This is a genomic window from Prevotella sp. oral taxon 475 (assembly GCF_018127805.1).
Taxonomy (GTDB): domain Bacteria; phylum Bacteroidota; class Bacteroidia; order Bacteroidales; family Bacteroidaceae; genus Prevotella.
This window is the reverse complement of the sequence record NZ_CP072334.1, coordinates 1,313,845-1,335,442: the sequence shown is the minus strand read 5'-3', so window position 1 is coordinate 1,335,442 and position 21,598 is coordinate 1,313,845. Positions and strand designations below refer to the sequence as shown.

General features: G+C 50.1%; 15 protein-coding genes. 9 read left to right on the top strand and 6 right to left on the bottom strand.

The annotated features are described in order from the left end of the window. Positions 1–211 precede the first annotated feature (211 nt). Positions 212–3,070, bottom strand: a complete 2,859-nt coding sequence (locus tag J5A66_RS05230) for an ATP-binding protein (protein WP_249109909.1) — start codon at positions 3,068–3,070, stop codon at positions 212–214. Positions 3,071–4,080: 1,010 nt separating this feature from the next. Here J5A66_RS05230 and J5A66_RS05225 point away from each other — a divergent pair. Both J5A66_RS05225 and J5A66_RS05220 read left to right on the top strand, forming a co-directional pair. Then, positions 4,081–5,403, top strand: coding sequence for a hypothetical protein (locus J5A66_RS05225; protein ID WP_249109906.1), 1,323 nt, complete (start codon positions 4,081–4,083; stop codon positions 5,401–5,403). 37 nt (positions 5,404–5,440) lie between these two features. Further along, positions 5,441–6,520 (top strand): hypothetical protein, encoded by a 1,080-nt coding sequence (locus tag J5A66_RS05220; protein ID WP_211789630.1) that lies wholly within the window; start codon positions 5,441–5,443, stop codon positions 6,518–6,520. Between the two features lie 152 nt (positions 6,521–6,672). Here the strand turns inward: J5A66_RS05220 and J5A66_RS05215 are convergent, their stop codons facing one another. Further along, complete coding sequence (locus J5A66_RS05215; RefSeq protein ID WP_211789629.1) at positions 6,673–9,546, bottom strand: PD-(D/E)XK nuclease family protein; 2,874 nt, start codon at positions 9,544–9,546, stop codon at positions 6,673–6,675. 882 nt (positions 9,547–10,428) lie between these two features. Here J5A66_RS05215 and J5A66_RS05210 point away from each other — a divergent pair. From J5A66_RS05210 to glmM, 3 genes are all read left to right on the top strand, one after another. Continuing rightward, positions 10,429–11,499: a bifunctional oligoribonuclease/PAP phosphatase NrnA gene (locus J5A66_RS05210; protein WP_211789628.1), complete on the top strand. Its 1,071-nt coding sequence runs from the start codon at positions 10,429–10,431 to the stop codon at positions 11,497–11,499. 114 nt (positions 11,500–11,613) lie between these two features. After that, positions 11,614–12,258: a DUF4827 domain-containing protein gene (locus tag J5A66_RS05205; RefSeq protein ID WP_211789627.1), complete on the top strand. Its 645-nt coding sequence runs from the start codon at positions 11,614–11,616 to the stop codon at positions 12,256–12,258. Positions 12,259–12,271: 13 nt separating this feature from the next. Then, a complete protein-coding gene (gene glmM / locus J5A66_RS05200) occupies positions 12,272–13,657 on the top strand; it encodes a phosphoglucosamine mutase (protein ID WP_211789626.1) in 1,386 nt (461 codons plus the stop codon). 573 nt (positions 13,658–14,230) lie between these two features. Here the strand turns inward: glmM and J5A66_RS05195 are convergent. After that, positions 14,231–15,031 carry a glycosyltransferase family 2 protein gene (locus tag J5A66_RS05195; protein WP_211789625.1) on the bottom strand — a complete coding sequence of 267 codons (801 nt, stop codon included), beginning with the start codon at positions 15,029–15,031 and terminating at the stop codon, positions 14,231–14,233. A gap of 91 nt (positions 15,032–15,122) precedes the next feature. Between J5A66_RS05195 and J5A66_RS05190 the strand changes: the two genes are divergently transcribed. Together J5A66_RS05190 and J5A66_RS05185 are read left to right on the top strand one after the other, a co-directional pair. After that, positions 15,123–16,313 carry a glycosyltransferase family 87 protein gene (locus J5A66_RS05190; RefSeq protein ID WP_211789624.1) on the top strand — a complete coding sequence of 397 codons (1,191 nt, stop codon included), beginning with the start codon at positions 15,123–15,125 and terminating at the stop codon, positions 16,311–16,313. Positions 16,314–16,391: 78 nt separating this feature from the next. Continuing rightward, a complete protein-coding gene (locus tag J5A66_RS05185) occupies positions 16,392–16,898 on the top strand; it encodes an Lrp/AsnC family transcriptional regulator (protein WP_211789623.1) in 507 nt (168 codons plus the stop codon). A 4-nt stretch (positions 16,899–16,902) separates the two neighbouring features. Here the strand turns inward: J5A66_RS05185 and J5A66_RS05180 are convergent, their stop codons facing one another. Then, the gene (locus J5A66_RS05180; protein ID WP_211789622.1) at positions 16,903–17,481 is read right to left on the bottom strand and encodes a DUF4738 domain-containing protein; all 579 of its coding nucleotides are present in this window, start codon (positions 17,479–17,481) and stop codon (positions 16,903–16,905) included. A gap of 116 nt (positions 17,482–17,597) precedes the next feature. Between J5A66_RS05180 and J5A66_RS05175 the strand changes: the two genes are divergently transcribed. Together J5A66_RS05175 and J5A66_RS05170 are read left to right on the top strand one after the other, a co-directional pair. Next, positions 17,598–18,269 (top strand): DUF4230 domain-containing protein, encoded by a 672-nt coding sequence (locus J5A66_RS05175; RefSeq protein WP_371742846.1) that lies wholly within the window; start codon positions 17,598–17,600, stop codon positions 18,267–18,269. Further along, positions 18,262–18,873 carry a DUF4230 domain-containing protein gene (locus J5A66_RS05170; RefSeq protein ID WP_211789620.1) on the top strand — a complete coding sequence of 204 codons (612 nt, stop codon included), beginning with the start codon at positions 18,262–18,264 and terminating at the stop codon, positions 18,871–18,873. Before J5A66_RS05175 ends, J5A66_RS05170 begins: the two co-directional genes overlap by 8 nt. Positions 18,874–19,434: 561 nt before the next feature. Here the strand turns inward: J5A66_RS05170 and J5A66_RS05165 are convergent. Continuing rightward, complete coding sequence (locus tag J5A66_RS05165) at positions 19,435–20,931, bottom strand: hypothetical protein (protein ID WP_211789619.1); 1,497 nt, start codon at positions 20,929–20,931, stop codon at positions 19,435–19,437. A 217-nt stretch (positions 20,932–21,148) separates the two neighbouring features. Further along, complete coding sequence (locus J5A66_RS05160) at positions 21,149–21,319, bottom strand: fatty-acid--CoA ligase (protein WP_211789618.1); 171 nt, start codon at positions 21,317–21,319, stop codon at positions 21,149–21,151. Between the last annotated feature and the right edge of the window lie 279 nt (positions 21,320–21,598).

Below are 21,598 nucleotides of genomic sequence, written 5' to 3'. Positions count from 1 at the left end.
ACTAAGAAATGAGAATTAAAATGAAGTCCCGAGATGCAAACAGCCATGGCGGTTTGAACCAAATGAACTCCGGCATGCAATCGTACTCCTGCAACGGAGTCAAACAAACAAAAAGAGAACTGATATGCACATCACGCATCAGTTCTCTTTTTTGTTTAGCCTCATTAGCCATTAAAAAAGCATTTGTCTTCACTCCCTCTCCCTAATTTCTTCATTCATTTTTTACTCCATTTCTCTCCTTGAGTTCAAATTCAGTTCCCTCCTCCACGAATTTCTTGGGCGTGATGCCTAAAACATTTTTGAAGGAACGCACGAAGTTGGAATAGTCGTAAAAGCCACAACGGTCGGCTACATCCCGGAAAGTGAGATGCGGAGAGGTTTTGAGGAGATGACAGGCACGACGTATCTTTATGCGCTGCAAATAAGCCAGGGGTGTGCCACCGGTAAGAGCCGAGATTTTGCGGTAGAACTGACTGTAGCTCATACAGAGTGTCGAGGCCAGGAGATTGACGTCGATGTCCTGACCACTGTTAAGCCGTTTGTAAATGCAATCGGTGACCTTCGCCAAGAAAGCACGATCCACATCGGAGAGTTGAATCTCGTTCTCGGGCTTCTCCTTCACGCTCTTTTCTTCTTTTGGAGATCTTTCTTCTTTGGCAAACTTCTCCCGCAACAGTTTGCGCTGCTGTAAGAGTTTTTCTATCCGCACATCAAGTTCGCTACTGTTGAAAGGCTTGTTCAGATAGACATCGGCTCCGGCCTGAATCCCACGGATGCGGTCGGCCTCGGAGATTTTGGCCGTGATGACAATGATGGGAATATGACTGGTCACCTCATTTTGTCGGATGCGACGGCACAGTTCAAGTCCACTGAGACGAGGCATCATAAGATCGGTGATGATGAGATCGGGTACCACCTCGATCGCTTTCTTCCATCCTTTTTCGCCATCGGTAGCATAAAGCATGGCATAACGGTGTTCGAGATGCTCGCCGATGAAGGCCGCCACGTCGGTATTGTCCTCAATAACAAGGATACGCGGCGTGTCGTCGTCTTTGATGTCGCTATCGCGCAACTGAGTCTCCGGATACATCGGCGTTGCGATCAGCGGAATATTTTCAGCACCATCGGACACAGGTTGGCAGTTATCGTGACGTATGGGCAGGGAGAGATGGAAGGAGGTGCCTACGCCAAGTTGACTCTCTACACTAATACGACCGCCGATAGAGTCGAGAATCTGCTTCACTAAAGACAATCCCACTCCCGTACCTATGTTTGACGATTCGTTGTCGCCTTGATAAAAGGGCTCAAAAAGATGATCGAGATGCTTCGAGGCAATACCTTTTCCCGTATCTGCGACGTCAAGGTAGAACCAGTCGCCCTCGCACCACACGCTGACGTTCACTTGCTTGTATTCGGGCGTGAACTTGAAGGCATTCGACAACAAGTTGTTCATTACTTTGTTGATGTAATCGGGCACGAAATCCATTTCCACGCTTCCTTTCGAGAAAAATTGTAGGACTATGTTCTGACTGCGGGCATAGTCGCGGTAGCTCTCAATGATCATGCTAATCTGCACGACAATGTCTCCACTGCGCCAGTCGGGGAGACTCACCTCAGATTTCATCTTCGCAATGTCCAACAACTGATTAATGAGCAAGAAGAGACTGTTACTCTGCCGTTGGATTTTTTCCGACTTCCGGCGTACCTCATCGCTGATTGCTGGTTCCTGCAAGATGTCTTTGCTTAGTCCGAGAATGAGCGTGAGCGGTGTGCGAAACTCATGGGTAATGTTAGTAAAAAAAAGCTCACGCAGGTTGTTCATCCTTTTCAAAAGTAAATGGTTACGCCTGCGCAGACGCCCCGAATAGATGAGCGTTCCTGTAAAAAGAGTCAACCCTAAGGTCAACAGCAAACTGAAGTATAAGATACCGGCCTTCTTGGTGCGCTCGCTCTCTAATTCACGCTGGGTTTGCGCTATCCGCTCGGCCTGTTGATGCCGTTCGATGTTGAGACTCACGTTCTGTATGCGGTTCATCTTCTCCATGTCCACCACACTGTCTTGCAGTCGGGCCGACTTGATATGATTTTCCAATGCATTGCGATAGTCACCGCGCCGCTCATAAATCTGGTAATAAAGATGATGGATCTCGGCCAAATGTTCCTTCGATTTGATTCTCCTAGCTGTAGCTTCGGCCCGATTCAACTCTTCTAATGAACGCGTGTCGTTCCCCATGGCATAGTCTATCTTGGCTAGTGCCAACAACGGTTCGAGCGCATGCCACTCGTCTTTCGAGTCCTTCATCAACTCGTAAGCTACACGATATTCTTCATAGGCCTTGTCGTACTTCCAGGCTTGCTCGTAAAGCGATCCGAAATAAGTATGACAAAGAGATATGCCTACTCGGTTCTCCGCCTTCTCATTGAATTCCATCGAACGACGATAATACACCCAAGCTGAATCGATCTGCCCGCGTGCCTTCATCACCGAGGCAATATTGGCATAGTCTATCGCCTGCCCCACATTGCTATTCAAATCACGCTCGCCGGCAAGCGCAATCCGCAACACGCTGTCAGCCCGCGCATAGTTGCCCAGAGTCATATAGATATTACCCAATCCATTGAGCGATTTTACATAGTTCTTCTTCCACGTGAACGACGTATCCCGACTCTGCTCACATAATTTCAGTGCCCGATAATGATGTTCCTGCGCCGCATCCAGAATCCCCAATCGGCGATAGTTTGTTCCGATATAATTCAGTGCCTGCACTAGTTCCAGCGTATCGCCTAAAGCCTCGGCTTTCCGCAATGCTTCGCCATGCACTTTCAAAGCCTCCTCAAATCGACTTTCCTCACGCAAAGCCTTTCCCCATTCTCGCAAAGCCACAATGCTACCTAGACGATTGCCATCAACCTCCAACTGCTTTTGCAGTAAAGCAAGCGAGTCAACATCGTGCACACCATACACAATACTATCTACGGCACGCCGTTCTTCGAAAGAAATCTTGTGCTGTCTGCCTTTACATGCGCCCAAGAGGAACGTGGCCAACAGGAGAGTTGCCCAAAGAATCATCAGATATTTCGTCCGTTTAGGACAAGAAGGTAAGGTCGTGTTGCCCATAATGTCTATTGATAGAATATTGTTTTTAGTTTGAATAATGAGGATCGTGTGATAGAATCCGCTCTCTAAATTTTAGGCAAAAGTAAGGGAAATTCAGAATATTACCAAATTTCTTCTCGCCTTATTACTGTTCTCACGTTCTATTCGCCCTCCATGATCTTTCATATAGTCCGAGAAAACAAAACTTTTCCGTTTTTCGTTTCTCTTTTTTGTAAGTACAGAAGCTCTATTTCTCGTCCATTCTATATTTCTGTAGATGCAGGAACCCAAATTTTATCAATTCATAGCATTCTCTAAATTGTATATAACTGTCAGTTCTCAATTCCCCTATACAAAGGCGTTTTAGAAGGATTGTCGTCAAATTTCGCAAGACGTTTCAGGAAAAAAAATGAAAGATTTTACCACACTTTTGAAAGATTTTGCAATAACTCTTATCGCATTCGTATTCTAATTTTGCAGCAGAAAACAAAACCGACAATGAATAGCAATAAAAATAAAAGAAAACAGGTGAAGCCACAACAAAATGCCAACCTGCAATTCTGCGACGAAAGGACCGAACTACTCTCCACCATTCAAGACCTTGTGGAGATAGAGGTAGATAGACGTATGGATGCACAGGGTAATTCAAGATCTAAAAGGCCACCTCCAAAACAAACATTCTTTACGCGTTTTTTCGACCTTATACATCAACTACTATGTTGACACATGGAGATAAAGGGTACGCAATCAGCTGAACGAAAAAATAACTTTTTCATTCAATCTCTCTTAAATCACACTGGTTGCGACCCTACTCCTCTCCACAGACTAAATCTAACAAGAGTAAAGAGTCTAACAGAAACAGACAAAACATTAAAAAGAGAATCGAAATCCAAGTTTAACCCAAACGCCCATGCCTCTGATACGGCGTTCCCCATAAAAGGGGTTATAGAGAGGTTTCTAATTATATGATAGACAAAAGACGAATGATTCTGCTATCACGCCCGCTAAGCGGTAGGATAGCAAGAGTGGGTCTTAGCGTCTTGCTTACCGCAACGATTACCGTCGCCGCACATGCGCAGACGGAAACGGATACGGCAATGCAAAACCGCCAAGACTACAACAAGGAGCTGCGCACCCGAACGTGGAGCATCTATGCAGAGGGTGGTGTATCATGGACCACCGGCGTGGAGTATTCTCGCTTGGATGCCAAGCGTAGCTACAACTTCGCACCGGCTGTAGGAGGCGGGATCGACTTCAACATCCGTCCCTGGGTGCGTGTCGGCGTAGAGTATCTCTATTCGCGTTATCGTCGCGAGCAGCGTTTTTCAACCATTTCTTCTGCAGTTATGCCTGCCAAAGTGTATGGCAACTATCTGATGAACTATCACAACATCAAACTCGGTGCAGGTTTCAATCTTATGGAATTCTGGCCCAAACGTAAGGCACAGTGGTTCAATATGTACTTAGGTACAGGTATCGGCTACACGATGGGGCGCGGAAACGATTATGGCATGTGGTTCGGAGCCACCAAGACGCAGGGCGGCATTACCACACCGCTGGGTAGTGGAGTGATCAACAATACAGGGACAGTGATCATCTCTGGTACAGTAAAGACAGCTAACGATCACGTTTCCTACCGCAAGTTCTACATTCCTGCCTCACTGAACATCGAGGCTGATGTTAGCCGTCGATTTACCTTAGGTGTAAAAGGCGAAATGGATTGGCTGTTCAATCCCAAGGATGTGGCTCCTAAGAATCTTATCTTTGCTTTGGCTACGGTACGCTACAACTTCGTCACAAGTAAGGCTCAAGTACTCAAGACCTATTATTCCGGACGAATAGAAGAACTCAATGGTCGCATCAACGATCTGCAACAACAAGTTGAAAGCGAGCAGGCACGCGCTGCACAAGCAGAGGCCGACCGTGCTCGTGTGCAGCAAGAGGCTGCCGACTTGCAGCGCCAGCTCGACGACTGCAATGCCAGCAAAAAGAAGATAGAGGACAAGATCGCACACGTCGTACCCTTTGCACACGACCGTGCAGACATCAGTCAAGTTGAGCTCAACCGACTAATTGCTTTTGCGCGGAGTGTTCAAGGTAAGAAACTATCTATCGTGGCAGAAGCAAGCACACCTGGTTCCTCCGACTACAATCAGCACCTTAGTGCACGTCGATTGGAGAGTGTCATGAAGGTACTCAAGGCAGAAGGCTTCTCCACTAAAGATCTCAAACCCAGCGTTGCCATCGGCGAACAAAACGGAATCCCCAACGCTAAGGGACGCATCGTAACCATCACCGTAGAATAAACAACAAATGAACAATAACTTTATAATTAAAAATAATATGAAACGTATGAACAACTTGCTGCTTGCCATCACCATGCTGACCGCTGCAGCCACATCTTTCACCGCATGTCAGGAAGACGCACCCGCAATCGACTACAAAGTGAACGTAACCATTAACAACGACTTCACCGAAGTGGTAAAAGCCATCAACAATGGAACCGTGAAGATGACCGAAGCCGTAGGTAAACTCACCACCGCAATTGACGAGATGAAGGTTTCTCAGGAAGAAAAGCTCAAAGCCATTACTGATGCGATCACCGCACAAACCTCTTCGGCAGAAACGAAGTTGGCCTTGATTGAAGCTGCTATCAAAGCTCAGACTCTTTCGTCTGAAAACAAACTTGATGCTCTCAAGATGGCCATTGAAGCTCAGGCTCTTTCAACTGCAACTAAGCTGGAAGCATTGAAACTCGCGATGGAGGCGCAGACCCTCTCAACTGCAACTAAAATTGATGCTCTTAAGACCGCAATTGAAGCTCAGACTCTCTCGGCTGAAAATAAACTCGACGCGCTCAAGACAGCCATTGAAGCTCAGGCTCTTTCAACTGCAACTAAGCTTGATGCATTGAAACTCGCCATGGAAGCGCAGACCCTCTCAACTGCAACTAAAATTGACGCTCTCAAGACGGCAATTGAAGCACATACTCTGTCGACGGCCAACAAACTTGATGCCTTAACGTTGGCTATTCAGTCTCTGCCCGACTATACCGCTAAGCTCGCTGCTTTGGAAACGGCTATCAACAACCTGCCCGACTACACCGCTAAGCTCGCTGCTCTGGAAACGGCTATCAACAATCTGCCCGACTACACCGCTAAGTTCGCTGCTTTGGAAACGGCTATCAACAACCTGCCCGACTATACCGCTAAGCTCGGTGCTATCGAGACCGCTATCACAACGATGCAAACAACACTCGCAGCCAACGGAACGACACAAGGTACAATCAAGACGGCTATAGATGCTCTTGCTACTGAGCTCACCAACTTGAAGAACGAGGTGCAGAGCGGAAGAACCGATGCTCAGACAGCCGTAACTAATCTCATCAACAAGCTCGACGAGATTAAGAACAAGCTGCCTTAATCGATCATAACGTCCGCACACGCGGCATATAAACACTAAAAAAGAGATGCCCCTTTAGCAGTCATGCTGATGGGGCATCCTTTTTTTGTGGCACTTAGGGTAGAAGGAATGTCAGTTCGGAATAACGAAGCATTGACGAATAAGAAGTCCGGTTATCGTTCGCACAATGGTCGATAGGAGCAATGTTCGCAACGGCGACGGTCGGGAGTGGGAGTGAAAGGTATGCGGGGATTGAAAATCTCGTTGAGCAGAGTATGCAGACGTTCCCAGAATTCGCTTCGATAGACTTCGACATCCTCCACTCGTTCTTTACCGAGCGAAAGCACGGGATCGTAGTCGTCGCGCGAGGCGTGTTGAATGAAAAGCAGGGCGGGACTGACAGGCAGACGGTTGATATTCCATTCAGGCGATGAGCGAACGATGGTCGAATAGAGAAAAGCCTGCAAATAATAATCAGTATGTCGAGCCGAAATATTTTGTGTAGAGAATATCGCCTCCAAATCACCAACGCGCTGCGTAGGCACCCGTCCCGTTTTATAGTCTACCACACGAATCGCGCAGCCTCCCTCGTGCTGCACCTCGTCGATCCGGTCTACCACTCCGCCTATTACCATCCGATGCCGTTGGTGGCCGGCTTGCACCTCGATAGAAGCTTCCACACGGCGTTCCAGACCCAGAATTTTAAAGGGAGCGAGCCGCCGATCGATTTCCAGCAACTGATGCAGATAACTGATGATCACGCTACGATTGATCAGTTGCAACCCGTTATAAGGAGGGCGTGTGCGGTGATCGGCCACCTTGAACAGCTCCTCATTGAAAGCTCTGTCCACGATGCGTTGCAGGGTCCATTGATCCTCCAAGAGTCGTGCGATGCCTTCAGCTGTCACCAGCTGCGAAGCATCCATTAATTCCTCATAGATCCATTGCGAACAGCGGTGAAAGATGTTGCCGAACGTACGATTGTCTATCTCCTCCGTCTCGGCATCAGCTTCTTTGATGCCGGCCACCGTGTTGTAGAAGAATTGAACCGGACAGCGCAGGTATCGATTCAGAGCCGTGGGCGAGAGTTGTTGCAGATGCAAGAGCGCGCTCATCACATTGGCATTTTTCTCCACGGCCTGCGGCTGCATCCTACTCGGAGTCTGCCCCGCCTGCAAAGCCAGTCGCTCGATATGGTGTCCGCTCTCCACCATCCATTGAAGCATGAACCGGCTCATTTCGCCCGTATGTCCGTCTTCGGTAGAATGGTTGTAGAGAATGGTAATGTTACGGGCACGTTGCAAGAGGCGGTGAAAATAATAGGAATAGATCGCCACCTTATGATCTACGGTAGTAAGGCCATGCGCCTTACGGAGAGCATAGGGAATGAACGAAGCATCGTTCACGCCGCGCGGCATATTCCCCTCGTTGCAGGAGAGGATGAGAAGGTTGTCGAAATCAAGATTACGCGTTTCCAGCACGCCCATTATCTGAACGCCCACCACCGGTTCGCCGTGGAAAGGAATAGAAGAGCTCTGAACCAATTGCATGAGAAGTCGTTGGAGCGTACTGAGGTCTACGTCCAGATCGCCCCCAGCCACCAAGTCAGTCAGTCGGTTCAGCAACGTATACATTCTGAACACCGCCTCTTTGAGCAGCGGATCATCGCCCTGCTGCGCTCCGTGCCCCACGAGCCGCAGCACCTCCAGAAGCCATTGAAGCAATCGGACATGAAAGCCATTCCTCCCGTCTGCGCCCTGCTCGACATCTTGGAAGAGCAGCGAGAGCTGCTCGTCGCAGATCAGTTCATCACGTTCGGGATAATAGATATGATTCTCCTCCAGTCGGGCGAGCAAGGCAGAGCTCTCCTCGCTCACGAGTCGGGCGTAGGGATGGCGCAGAACCGGATGGATGTAGTGAAGGCGATACTGATCGGTCCCGTCCACACGTCCGGCAGTTTGCAAGGCGATAAGCGCGACGACGAAGGCATGCACGGGCGACTGTGCCAGGGGGAAACCCGTCGTGATGTTGACATTCTCCACCTCGGGTGGCAGACTATAGACCACCGTTTGCAGCAAATCCTCGTCGCAAAGCACCACAGCCGTGCGTCTTCCAGCCTGGATGTAGCCATCGGTTTTGAGCCATTCGCCCACGTAACGAGCCTGAAGCGTCTCGGTAGAGGCAGAGATGAAACGGATGTGCTTCTCGCCTCGCAGATTGTTGTAGAGAGCATCATCGTGCGTATCCAGCTCATTAGGGAAAACCTCGAGATGTTGTCGGATGTAATGTCCAGCCTCACAGGCGGTGTTTTGTATATAATGTCGGTCGAAGTCCCAGTAGAACCAAGCCCTCCCCTCCTGTGCCAGTCGTTGAAAGAGGAGCCGTTCCACGCCTTGCAGCAGATTGAAGCCCACAAAGATATAGCCGTCGGCATCAAGCCCATCGAGTTCGCCTTCAGCCACCTCGCGGTAAAGAGCCCCCTCATAGGCCAGCCCCTGCGTCTGCAAAAACGCATTGTACCGATGATAGATTTCGCCAAGATGTTGCCATAGACAAAGAAAACGACGCTTGAGTTCGGTATCGTTCTCGGGTGAGAAATGGCTAAAAAATCGCTGCAACACCTGCCGCTGTTCATCGGTGAGATAAGACGTGTCGTCGAGTTCGTGCAGATGGGTCACGTTGCGGAACACCTCGTCGGCAGAGGCCCTGTTTTTATCCACATCATCAAAATCGGACAGCATCAGCTGTCCCCATCCATAAAAGCGGTCGAGCGTCTCGGTAGATCCCGTGCATTGACAGTAGACCCGATGAAGGTCGGCCACGAGCTTGATGTCATCGGCCACAGCTCTGCTACTATTCTCGCAAAAAAGCTGCCGGATGGTCTTGTAGGTAGGACTCCACAGCGGGCCCTGACTCTTGCGGGCCAGATGCTCGTTGAGAAAGAGCGAGGCGCGTTTGTTGGGAAACACCACCACGAGGCGTGCCAGGTTGTTGCCATGATTGGCCAGCAAATCGGTGGCAACAGCTTCTAAAAAGGATAGATTCATGTTGTTGGATTGACGAATAAAGAGGTGCCGGATTGGCCAGTAGACGAGCAGACCAATTGAGATGATTTTGCACAGTGACCCACTTCAGTGGGAAAGCAGATTGTTCTGTCGCCCACCAACCTGTAGGTTGCTCGAAAGCTACTTTTCCGGTTTCTCCCTTCAAAGATAGGCATAAGATTCTTAACAAACAAAAGAAGTAGGAGAACTTCTTTCTATCACAGCTATTTTTTACATCATTAGCCATCTTTCTTCCCTCGTGGATATTCGAGTCGCCGTTGGAACCTTTCCACCCGAATGGATGAAAGACTTTTCTAACGTTAGAGCCTTTCTCTTGAAATGAATGAAGGACTTCGACACAGTTGGAGATCATCTTTTTCCCTATTTGTATGTCTCCGACGTGGTCGGTGGAAATCGTGCAGACTGCAAGTGTACTTCCGACGCAGTCGGAGATAATCGTGCAGATTGCAAGTGTGCCTCCGACGTGGTCGGCGTCATTCATGCAGGCTGCAAAATGTCTCCGACGTGGTCGGCGACGCATTTTTTGGCTGTTTGAACGTCTCCGACCGCGTCGGAAACATCCATTAACACAGCAAGGATGCTTCCGACCCGGTCGGAGAGAAATTCCATTAACGTATGAATGCCTCCGACCAGGTCGGAGAGAGATCGCAGACTGCAAGGCTTCCGCCGACCAGGTCGGAGACGTTTATTTCCTAAAAAGCCTTAATCAAATTGACGACTTAGACATTCATCTTATCAAAAGAATGACAAATATTCGAGAAAACAGAATTCCGCATCTCGCAAGATTGTAAAAATTATTTTCTTACTTTTCGTGTCGAAAAAACGATAGGCAATCTACAGATTTTTTGTATCTTTGCAACCACTATGCAACAATTAGAAATACTTTCGGATACCGCGCAAAATACGCTATGCCAATTGATCGAAACTGCACAGCACATCGTTGTCTGCTGCCATAAATCGCCCGACGGAGACGCTATCGGTTCGTCGCTGGCCTGGGCAGACTTTCTCAAGAGCCGGGGCAAAGAGGTGCAGACCGTGATTCCCGACGCCTTTCCCGACTTCCTGAAATGGTTGCCGGGCACAGAACGACTCCTGCGCTATGACAAACAACGGGAGAGAGCCGAAGAGGCTTTTGCCAAGGCCGACCTGGTGTTCTGCCTTGACTTCAATGCCGCCGGCAGGGTGGACGAGATGCAAACGCCACTCGAGGCTTCGCCGGCTCGGCGTGTGATGATCGATCACCATCTCAATCCTACGTTGGCTGCTGAGCTCGCCGTCTCGATGCCGCAAATGAGCAGCACGAGCGAGATGATTTTCAGAATCGTATGGCAACTGGGCGGGTTTGAGGCAATGACCCGGCAGGCTGCCATCGCGATTTATTGCGGGATGATGACCGACACGGGCGGATTCACCTACAATTCTACGCGGCCCGAAATCTATACCATCATCGGACATCTGCTCACGAAGGGTTTCGATAAGGATAAGATTTACCGTAACGTCTACCATAATTATAGCTCGTGGGCCATCCGTTTCCGAGGCTACATCATGAGTCAGAAGCTGAACGTCATCGCCGACTTCAATGCCTCCTACTTCTGCATCACTCGGCAGGACATGCGGCGGTTCCACTTCAACAAAGGCGACGCCGAGGGACTGGTGAACGAACCGTTGCGCATCCGCGGACAACGGCTCGTCATCTCGTTGCGTGAGGATACGGATAAGGATAGGCTCATCTTAGTGAGTTTGCGTTCGGTGGACGATTTCCCTTGCAACGAGATGGCCGAACGCTTTTTCAACGGCGGCGGACATCGCAATGCCAGCGGTGGAAAGCTCTTCTGCACCATCGACGAGGCCGAGACGGTGGTGCGCGACGCGATCCTCGCCTTCGCCGACAGATTGAAGAAGCCTGCGGCAGAATCAATCGAAAAAAATGTATAATTGCCCTCGCACAATGGCCCGTAATCAATCTTTTTGCTAACTTTGCACAGCTCGCGCAAGCCGTCAAAGAACCTGCCGGCTTCTATTCAAGTCATAAAATAAATGTATCGACGAATGAAAAAACTATTCCATGCCCTCCTCCTCTCTACAGGTCTTCTGGCCGTCGCCTCGTGTAACGATTCGCAGTCGTATGCCGATCAGGTGAAGCAAGAGCGCAGTGCGATCAATGCCTATATCGCCAAACATCAAATCAAGGTCATCAGCGAAGCTCAATTCCTGGCCAACGGCGAAAAGACCGACACGACCGAGAGAGAATTCGTGCTCTTCGAAAGTTCGGGCGTGTATATGCAAATCATCAACAAAGGCTGCGGCAAAAAGATTGAGAAAGGCGAGAAAGCCGACGTGCTGTGCCGCTTCTCGGAGTGGAATCTACTGAAAGATACGCTCCAGCTCTCGAGCTTCGATCCGCGATTTTCGGGATGGGTGGACAAGATGTCGGTGACGAACACGTCGGGCACCTTTACGGCTACGTTTTCGGGTACCTCCGGTCTGATGTACCGGGCCTATCAGCGCACGAGCGGCACATCGGTTCCCTCGGGTTGGCTCACGCCGCTGAGGTATATCAAAGTGGGACGGCCGGCTACGGAGAAAGACACGCTGGCACACGTCCGCCTGATCGTTCCACACGACCGCGGCCACGGAGCCGCCAGCTCCAGCGTCACGCCCTATCTCTACGAAATCACTTACCAAAGAAGATAAGAACTATCCCATCATGACACTGATTAAATCGATTTCCGGCATCCGCGGAACTATCGGCGGAACAGCGGGCGATACGCTCAACCCGCTCGACATTGTGAAATTCACGTCGGCCTACGCCTCTTTCATTCGCAAACATACGCCCGGCGGCAGCAACAAAATCGTTGTAGGTCGCGACGCTCGCATCTCGGGCGAGATGGTGAAGAACGTCGTATGCGGCACGCTCATGGGCATGGGTTTCGACGTGGTGAACATCGGACTGGCTACGACACCGACCACCGAACTGGCCGTGACGATGACCGGAGCCGATGGCGGCATCATCATCACGGCCAGTCATAATCCCCGCCAGTGGAATGCGCTGAAGTTGCTTAACAACAAGGGTGAATTCCTCACGGCGCAGGATGGCGCTCAGGTGTTGGAGTCGGCCGAAAGAGAAGACTTCCTCTTTGCTGATGTCGATGCATTGGGCAAATATACCGAAGACGATTCTTTCGACCAACGGCATATCGACAGCGTTCTCGCCCTGAAATTGGTCGACGTCGAGGCCATCCGCAAGGCCGGCTTCAAGGTGGCGGTCGACGCGGTGAATAGCGTGGGTGGTGTGATTCTACCCAAGCTTCTGACGCAACTCGGCGTGAAATATAAAATGCTCTACGGCGAGCCTACCGGCGATTTCGCCCATAATCCCGAACCGCTGGAGAAGAATCTCTCGGGCATCATGAACGAGATGAAAGCCGGAGGAGACTACGACTTGGGCATCGTGGTCGACCCCGACGTAGACCGTCTGGCTCTAATCTGCGAGACGGGTGCGATGTTCGGCGAAGAATATACCTTGGTGAGCGTGGCCGACTACGTGCTGTCGCAGACTCCGGGCAACACCGTTTCGAACCTCAGTTCCACTCGTGCCCTGCGTGACGTCACCCTGCAGCATGGCGGTCAGTACACGGCTTCGGCCGTGGGCGAAGTGAACGTCACCACGCAGATGAAGGCCTCTCAAGCCGTCATCGGCGGCGAAGGCAACGGCGGCGTCATCTACCCCGAGAGCCACTACGGCCGGGATGCGCTTGTGGGCATCGCCCTCTTCTTGAGCAATTTGGCTCACAAGGGCTGCAAGGCGAGCGAGCTGCGCGCCACTTATCCTAACTACTTCATCGCCAAAAACCGCATCGAACTCACTCCCTCTACCGATGTAGACGCCATTCTGCGGGAGATCAAAGAAATTTATCGGAACGAACAGGTGAATGATGTCGACGGCGTGAAAATCGATTTCCCCAACAGTTGGGTACATCTGCGCAAGAGCAACACCGAGCCCATCATCCGCATCTACAGCGAGGCTTCCACCATGGAAGAGGCCGATGCGCTGGGCAAGGAGATGATGCAGCAGGTGGAGAAATTGCAGTAGCATCTTGACGAAACGTCTCCAAGGCTCTCCATCCAAGAGACTCTTTTAGAGATAACAAAGCAATGAGCTTGGCACGGGTTGCCAAGCTCATTGCTTTTCTTACTGAGTCGCTCAGTAGCATCATTTTTCTCTCCGCGGCGGTTTTGAGCCGCTCAGTAGCATCATTTTCCTCTCCGCGACGGTTTTGAGTCGCTCAGTAGCACCATTTTTCTCTCCGCGACGGTTTTGAGTCGCTCAGTAGCATCATTTTTCTCTCCGCGGCGGTTTTGAGTCGCTCAGTAGCACCATTTTTCTCTCCGCGATGGTTTTGAGCCGCTCAGTAGCATCATTTTCCTTTCCGCGACGTCACTGTAGGGTACAATCACACCATTTCGGTCTCCGTGGCCCTACTGTAGGGTACAGTAGCACCATTTTGGTCTCAGATGTTGGTTTTGTAGGGTACAATAACGCCATTTTCCTCTCCGCGGCGTCATTGTAGGGTACAGTAGCATCATTTTGGTCTCAGATGGTGGTTTTGTAGGGTACAGTAACACCATTTTCCTCTCCGCGGCGTCACCGTAGGGTACAGTAGCATCATTTTTCCCTCCCAGCCGATTCCTCGCGGTGAGAAAGATGCCGGCGCGCTTCGATACATTTCGACACGATGGCAAACTGATAGATCGCCTCCCAAAGGGCATGAATCAGTCCGGGCGTTCCATCCCGAAAGCCGCCCTTGAGGATATACGAACGGAAGAAACGAAACAAAGGACGACCCACCAAAGCCGTGAGACCATAGTGTTTGTGACGGCGTTTTTCAATCTCGTTGTCCGAGTAGATATTGGTTTTCCGGCAGAGCGTCGCCACCGAATCGTTGGCCAGATGCTCGAAAGCCAGCTCTTTGCGATGGCGAGGCAGACGCAACACCTCGCCCTTCACAATGGGGGAGGCATGAATGATGGCGGGCCATTGCGTGACGTCTTTTCGGAAGAAGCGCAGGATGTAGTCGGGATAGGCGGCGTGGAGGAATCGACCCATGAAATAGTTTTTCCGTGGAATAGCCAGTCCGGCGGCACAATGAGGCCGACGGATGTAGGCGTAGAGATAGTCTTTGAGGGCCGGCGACACGAGTTCGTCGGCATCGAGCACCAACACCCAGGGGTATCGGGCCTGGTCGATGGCAAACTGCCGGGCGGGTTCCACGATGGTATAGTGTTTCTTCTCAAACGTCACGATGCGGCAACCATGTTGCCGAGCGATGTCTACGGTGCGGTCGGTGCTCTGCATGTCGCACACCAAAATTTCGTCGAAATCCTTTACCGACCGGAGCACCGCTTCTAAGTGACGTTCGGCATTATAGGTATTGATGACGACAGAGATTTGGGGAGAGTTGTTCATGCGGACAAAGGTACGAATAAAAATCTATAGCGTCCATATTTCCGGATTATTCCGTAATTTTGCAGCCATATCCATCACAAATCCAACCAGAATGACTCAACGAATGATTCAACGCTGCCAGAGGCTGCTTGCAAAACCTTTTTTTCACGACCGCCGAACGATTCTCGCCCTGTGGCTATTGCTTTCGCTGGTGGGAATGCTCAAACTGCACCGATCGGATAACAATTTTCTGATTTTCCGCGGCGTCTTTTGGCACACCATTCAAGGTCTGCCGCTCTACGAGGCCTATCCAGCCGAATATTTCGACGTGAATCATTACGGTCCGCTCTTCTCGCTCGTCATCGCGCCCTTTGCAGTGATGCCCGTTGGACTGGGAATGTTTTTTTGGCTCGTGGCCCTCTCGCTCACGCTCTATTTTGCCATCAGATGCTCGGGACTGACAGACGGCGGAAAGCTCTTCGTCTTCTGGTTTTGTTCGGAAACGCTGCTCACGTCGCTTTTCATGCAGCAGTTCAATATCGCAATTGCTGCCATCATCATCGCCACGTTTTTCCTCGTAGAACGGGAACGCGATTTTTGGGCAGCCTGCCTCATCGTCGTGGGTACGCTGGTGAAACTCTATGGCATCGTGGGGTTGGCTTTCTTTCTTTTCTCGCGGCACAAAGTTCGTTTCACCCTTTCGCTCGTCTTTTGGGCAGCGGTGTTGTTCGCCGCGCCGATGCTCATCAGCAGTCCGCAGTATGTCGTGGGGCAGTATGGTGAATGGGTGGCCTGCCTGGGCGGAAAGAACGTGGAAAATATCCACTCGATTGCACAGAACATTTCAGCCCTGGGCATGGTGCGACGCATCACCGGCAACACGATCTATTCCGACCTGTGGCTGATTCTGCCCGCTCTGACGGTCTTCTTTCTTCCCTATCTGCGCCTCGGGCAATATCGCCACGCCGCCTTCCGACAGACGCTCTTGGCCTCGGTACTGCTTTTTGTTGTGCTTTTCAGTACGGGCAGCGAGTCCAGTTCCTACATCATCGCACTATGCGGAGCCAGCATTTGGTATGTTGCTGCACCCTGGAAACGCAACCGTTGGGATGTAGGTCTGATGGTTTTCGTCTTTCTGCTGTCGAGTATGGGTTCGTCCGACCTCTACCCACGCGAATTCAAACGCGAAGTCATCCAGCAATACGCCCTGAAAGCTCTGCCGTGCCTACTGGTGTGGTTGAAACTCTGCTGGGAAATGCTGCGAAAGGACTATGCATCGCCCGACTCTCGTCCTATCCGATAGTTCTTCTCCCGTCAATCTGACTGATTCCTTATTGAAAATCAAATATTTTGCTTACCTTTGCAAGCAAAATATAATTTTATGTCACATCATAGCTTAGATTCATTAGACAAAAAGATATTGCAGCTCATTGCCGAAGATGCGCGCATACCTTTTTTGGAAGTAGCCCGCCTGTGCAAAGTGAGCGGAGCAGCCATTCATCAACGCATTCAGAAACTCACTCACCTCGGCATCATCAAAGGTTCGCAGTTTGTGATCGACCCCGAGAGCATCGGCTACGACACCTGTGCCTTTGTGGGATTGCATCTCAAAGATCCCAACGACTCCGACCGCGTGGCCGAGGCTCTGAAGCAAATTCCCGAAGTGGTGGAATGCCATGTTACGACGGGCGACTATGATCTCTTCATCAAAATGTACGCCATCAACAACCACCATCTCATGACCATCATTCACGACAAGCTCCAACCGCTGGGACTCTCGGGTAGCGAGTCGCTCATATCATTCAACGCGCTCATCGACCGGCAGATCTCCGTAGATCATCTCCCTATCATGATGAGCGACGACGAGCTCTCGTCATCTCTCTCTTAAACACCTACACGCCGTCTTCTTCCTCGGCTTCTGTTGTCGGAGCTGTATCGCTACCCGTATCGAGCGTGGCATCCTTATGAACCGACACTTCGCCGAATCGCGAGAGTCGTACCACCAACGGAACATACTCATCGCTTGACTTATCGGGCGAACCCACACTGGCAGCAAAGTAAAGGTAGCCGCCCTCAGCCCGGTCGAACACGACACCGAGCAACGCCCCTTTCTTCCCCACTTCATTGTCGAGATAAGAAGAGAAATCGGTTTTGGAAAACGTTCGATTAAAAAACTCAGAGCCATCGGCCCGCAGGATCCGCACCGTCACCCGATTGTCATAGTATTTCTGAACGCCGTCGGCAACCTGCGGCAACGACTTATCAGCCCGGAAGTCCGTTTCCACCGTATAAGTAGCCCCGAGCCATTCCACCTTTCGACTCTGCCGGTAATCCCCCATCGTCTTTGTTTTCTGCACCATCGCCACTGTGGGTTTACGGGTGATAATATCGGCATTCTCCTTTTTCCCGCCGCAGCCCATCAAAGACAGAGTCGCCGCAGAAAAAGCCATCAATAAGAGAGAGTATTTCATTTCTACTTCGTTTTTTCGTTGCGCAAAGGTAACAAGAATCTGTGAAAAGGCAGAACATCCATCTCCAAATCACTACCTTTGCAGTCGTCCAAACACTTTTACAAATGCACAAACAGATGATTCACCTCCTCCTGGCCACGGCGATCGCTTTATCGTCTTGTTCAGACAGGAAAACAAATCGGGAGATGGCATCCGCCGATACACTCCCATCCATGGTGATGCAGATACAGAAATGCGCCAAGCTGTATACCACAGAAGTGCGCGTCCACAAAATCATCACCCACGACGACGCCAAACGTCTCAAAGGTTCGCTCTTAGGACAGAACATCGACCTCACCCTCCCCTTGAGCAAACGCAAGATCGCCATCCCCATCGACGCCACGCTGAAAGCCTACGTCGACTTCTCTCATTTTTCGGAAGACAATGTTACCCGGCGAGGCAAGCGAATAGAAATCACGCTACCCGACCCTAAGATCGGACTCACCGCCACCCGCATTTCTCATCGGCAAATCAAGCGATACGTCTCCCTGGCGCGAACAGACTTCAGCGACGAAGAACTCGCCTCCTACGAACGTCAGGGCCGGCAAGCCATCCTCCGCTCCATTCCGCAGATGAATCTGCTCGAACAAGCTCGCGCCAACGCCGCCAAGGTCATCATCCCGATGATTCTCCAGATGGGCTACCGAGAAGAAGACATCACCGTCTCTTTCCGCAAACGTTTCACCCCATCCGATCTCCCCACCCTACTCCACCTCCCCAACGACGAAAAGACCTCCACCGATGAATAAACTGCCCTGGTTTCTCCGCCTCCTTCCCCCACAACTATGGCTCTATCTCGCAGCCATTCTTGTGGCCTCGATCGTCATTTTGGTAAGCATCCGACGCTGCACCCACAGCACCTCTCTCCATCTGGAAGAGAACACCCGAATCGACATCACCCCTCTTCAGATTCGCCAAATCAAGAGCATCGGTCAATGGCAATTTCTCGCCATCGACGACGAAGAACTTGTCGACACCACCCGTTACGGTTTTTTCGGCGACGATCAGCTCGTGCGCATCTACTACGGCACCCTACGTCTGGGCATCGACCTGCGCCAGGCTCAACCCCACTGGCTCGAGATGCATGGCGATACGCTCCTGGCGCGACTCCCGGGCATCGCTCTGCTCGACAACGACTTCATCGACGAAGCCCGCACACGCTCATTTCTCGAGCAAGGCTCCTGGAGCGATGCCGACCGCGAACGACTCTACCACCGGGCCTACCTCCAGATGAAGGCACGCGCGCTGACGAAAGAGAATCTCGCCGCAGCCCAAGAGAACGCCCGCACCCAATTCTCTCACCTCTTCCGTTCAATGGGATTCAAACACGTCAAAATTCAAATGGGGCATTGACGATTGATGGGCGCTCCCCTAAGTGAGAGGCTGTTCAAGTCGCCCCCATAGAAGATCAACGAAAAAGGGAACCGATACACTGTCGTATCAGTTCTCTTTTTTTTCATGCAGTTGACGAGTGAACAAGTTGACGAGTTGACAAGGAAGTAACCTTCCTGCCAACTCGTCAATCAAAAAGCAAATCTACTCGTCAACTAACAAGCAAATGTCTTCACTCCCTTTCACTCCTTCACTCCCTTTCACTCCTCCCCCTATGGGGCACTTTACCCGAGCCTACTGAGGTTCATTTCTTTTACTTTCATAGGTTTTTGGGTTTAAATGATGAATAAAAGTTGTCGTAGGGGTACGAAGACCGCTTTTTGAGGCGTTTTTGCGTTTCGTACCCCTACGACGGGTTGTTTTTCTCATTTTCTGTGTTTCGTAGGGGTACGAAACGTTGTTTTTCTCGTTTTTGGGGTTTCGTACCCCTACGAAGCCTCGCTTTTCTCATTTTCGAGCTTTCGTAGGGGTACGACGACTTGTTTTTCTCATTTTCAAGGATCTCGTTGCTATACGGAATTCTTAATAATTGATGAATGGACGTACATGAGAGGGATAATTGTGAGCGTCCCAACTCCAAATCACGCTTGTTGGCGGACTATTTACAAGAAAAACTCCAGATGAAATCGGTGTGGTTGGGGTGACAGGCACTGTACTATACTCCGAACTTGACCAATATCTTCCCAGCAAGGCTGTGCCGCCCGCCTGGGTGAAAGCGGTATTGGCTGCCACTCCATCGGGCCAGTTGTACATAAAAAATTTGATGACATCCGATACCTTTCCACCTCCAAGCACAGAGTAGACGTAGCCCCACTCGCCATATGCAGGCAGATGCCATTTAAAATCTTTGATACGGCCTTTCAGCGGTGATACAGGCTGATAGTGCCCAGCCAGATAGAAGGCGGCGAGATTGGGATCGTCTCCCTTTGCTGTTGTGCTACCGCTGCGATTGGTGGCAGGATTCCAGGTCTCGTCATATCCATTTTCTGTTGCTATCAGAGCAGGAACGGTAGAGGAGACGTTCAGACTTTTAGAAAATCTTGACCCACTAAGGTCGTAATTTGTTCCCATTCCTGAAGTCGCATCTGTCAGTGCGACAGCCAACCCGTCTTTCGTCAAAGTTTTCTCTCTTAAAGATACGGCCACGGGTGTACGCGTACCTTTCTCGGCTAAGGTGCCCACCGTTCCGTCGTCGAAGAGATAGAGCAACTTGTATTTGAGTTTGATATTGATCGTGTAAGACTCGTTTGCCTTCATCGTGGAAATACCAAGAGCCGCAGGCGCAAAAAGTGTGCTTGCATCACTTAGATTGAAGGCTCCTACAGTGCCAGAGCCTTGGTAGTACATATATTTGAAAACATTGTTGGGCAGATAGTAAAAATACTCGGTAAGGAAATCGTTTGCCAAGGGATATTTTTTATTATTCGTCATTGAGGTAGCAGGGAGATTCCAATATCCGAAATTGCTACCCATCGGCAACGCTGCATCTGAGATGGTTTCTCCCGTCCCATCTAAATTATAACTGCTACTGTTAGGCATGGGAAGGCCACCAATGGTATAAAAGGAAAAATAGGCATTGGCAGAAGCATTGGCGTAGGCCACGATTCTGAATCGCAGACGGGCTGTTTTATGTCTCATCGTGAAGGCGATCCGCAATTTACCCGCACCAACTGTCTGCTCGGTGGTTCCTATCATACCTTTATCTCCATTGTTGATGTAGAGTTTGTTACCGAATAGTGTTACAGCATCGTTGCGACACACAAAGATGTAAGTGCCTGGAGCAAGAAACAACTTCGAACCGGCATCACGCGTGAAACTACCATTAGTGAAAGTTCCTTTCAGTTCTGAATCGGCTCCGGTAACCATATTTCCCGTAGCTTTGTCTATAGCATAGATGGTGTAATGGCCATCTGAAATCGGGGCACGTGTCTTGGGGTCGTTTTCCTCCGGAGCATCACGCTCTACAGATAACTCAGCCTCCATGCCATTGCGCAAAGTTACCATTCGAGGCTCTGGCATCTGTGAGACAACTCGACTCTTGGTTTTCGGCACATCACTATTAAAGGCTTCTGTTTTGATGACTATTTCAAAATTCTCACCAATGTCAATCGTTCTGCTGTTTTTAGTTATATCGTTCTCACTTGTGCACGATGCTAACAGTGCGCAAGCAGAGCAAAGTGTAATTACTTTTGAAATAATTGTTGTTTGAAATGTTTTCATACTTCTACTTGTTTTTTTAATAACCCGGACCATCTAATTCCTGTTCATCCCAATCTTCCTCTTCCGTTTCCGGAGTTTTCGGTGTGATTGATGTCTTGCAGAAAAACTGCTCACTCTCTAACCTCATCACCACACTTTTGGGTGTAGTGTAGGGTAATCTCTCTTGTTTGAATAATTCTTTGTTCATTGTTATTTTCATTTTATAAATAAAACGTCATTTAGAATTTCATACAGAAAAAAACATACGGAAAAGCCTGCAAAGAGATTCGCTGGGAATCCCTTTGCAGGCTATGGTTGCACCACATTTCGCGCGCGCGTAGGAAGAAGCTAAAAAATCTTACACTACAATAGGTGCGAACATTGTGTGTGTGTGTGTGTATGTGTGTGTGTTTAAGGTAGTCATTTTCTGGGAGACTACCAAACAATGGGCGTTAAAAGATGCAGAAAAGTTCGCCCTTTTCTGCCC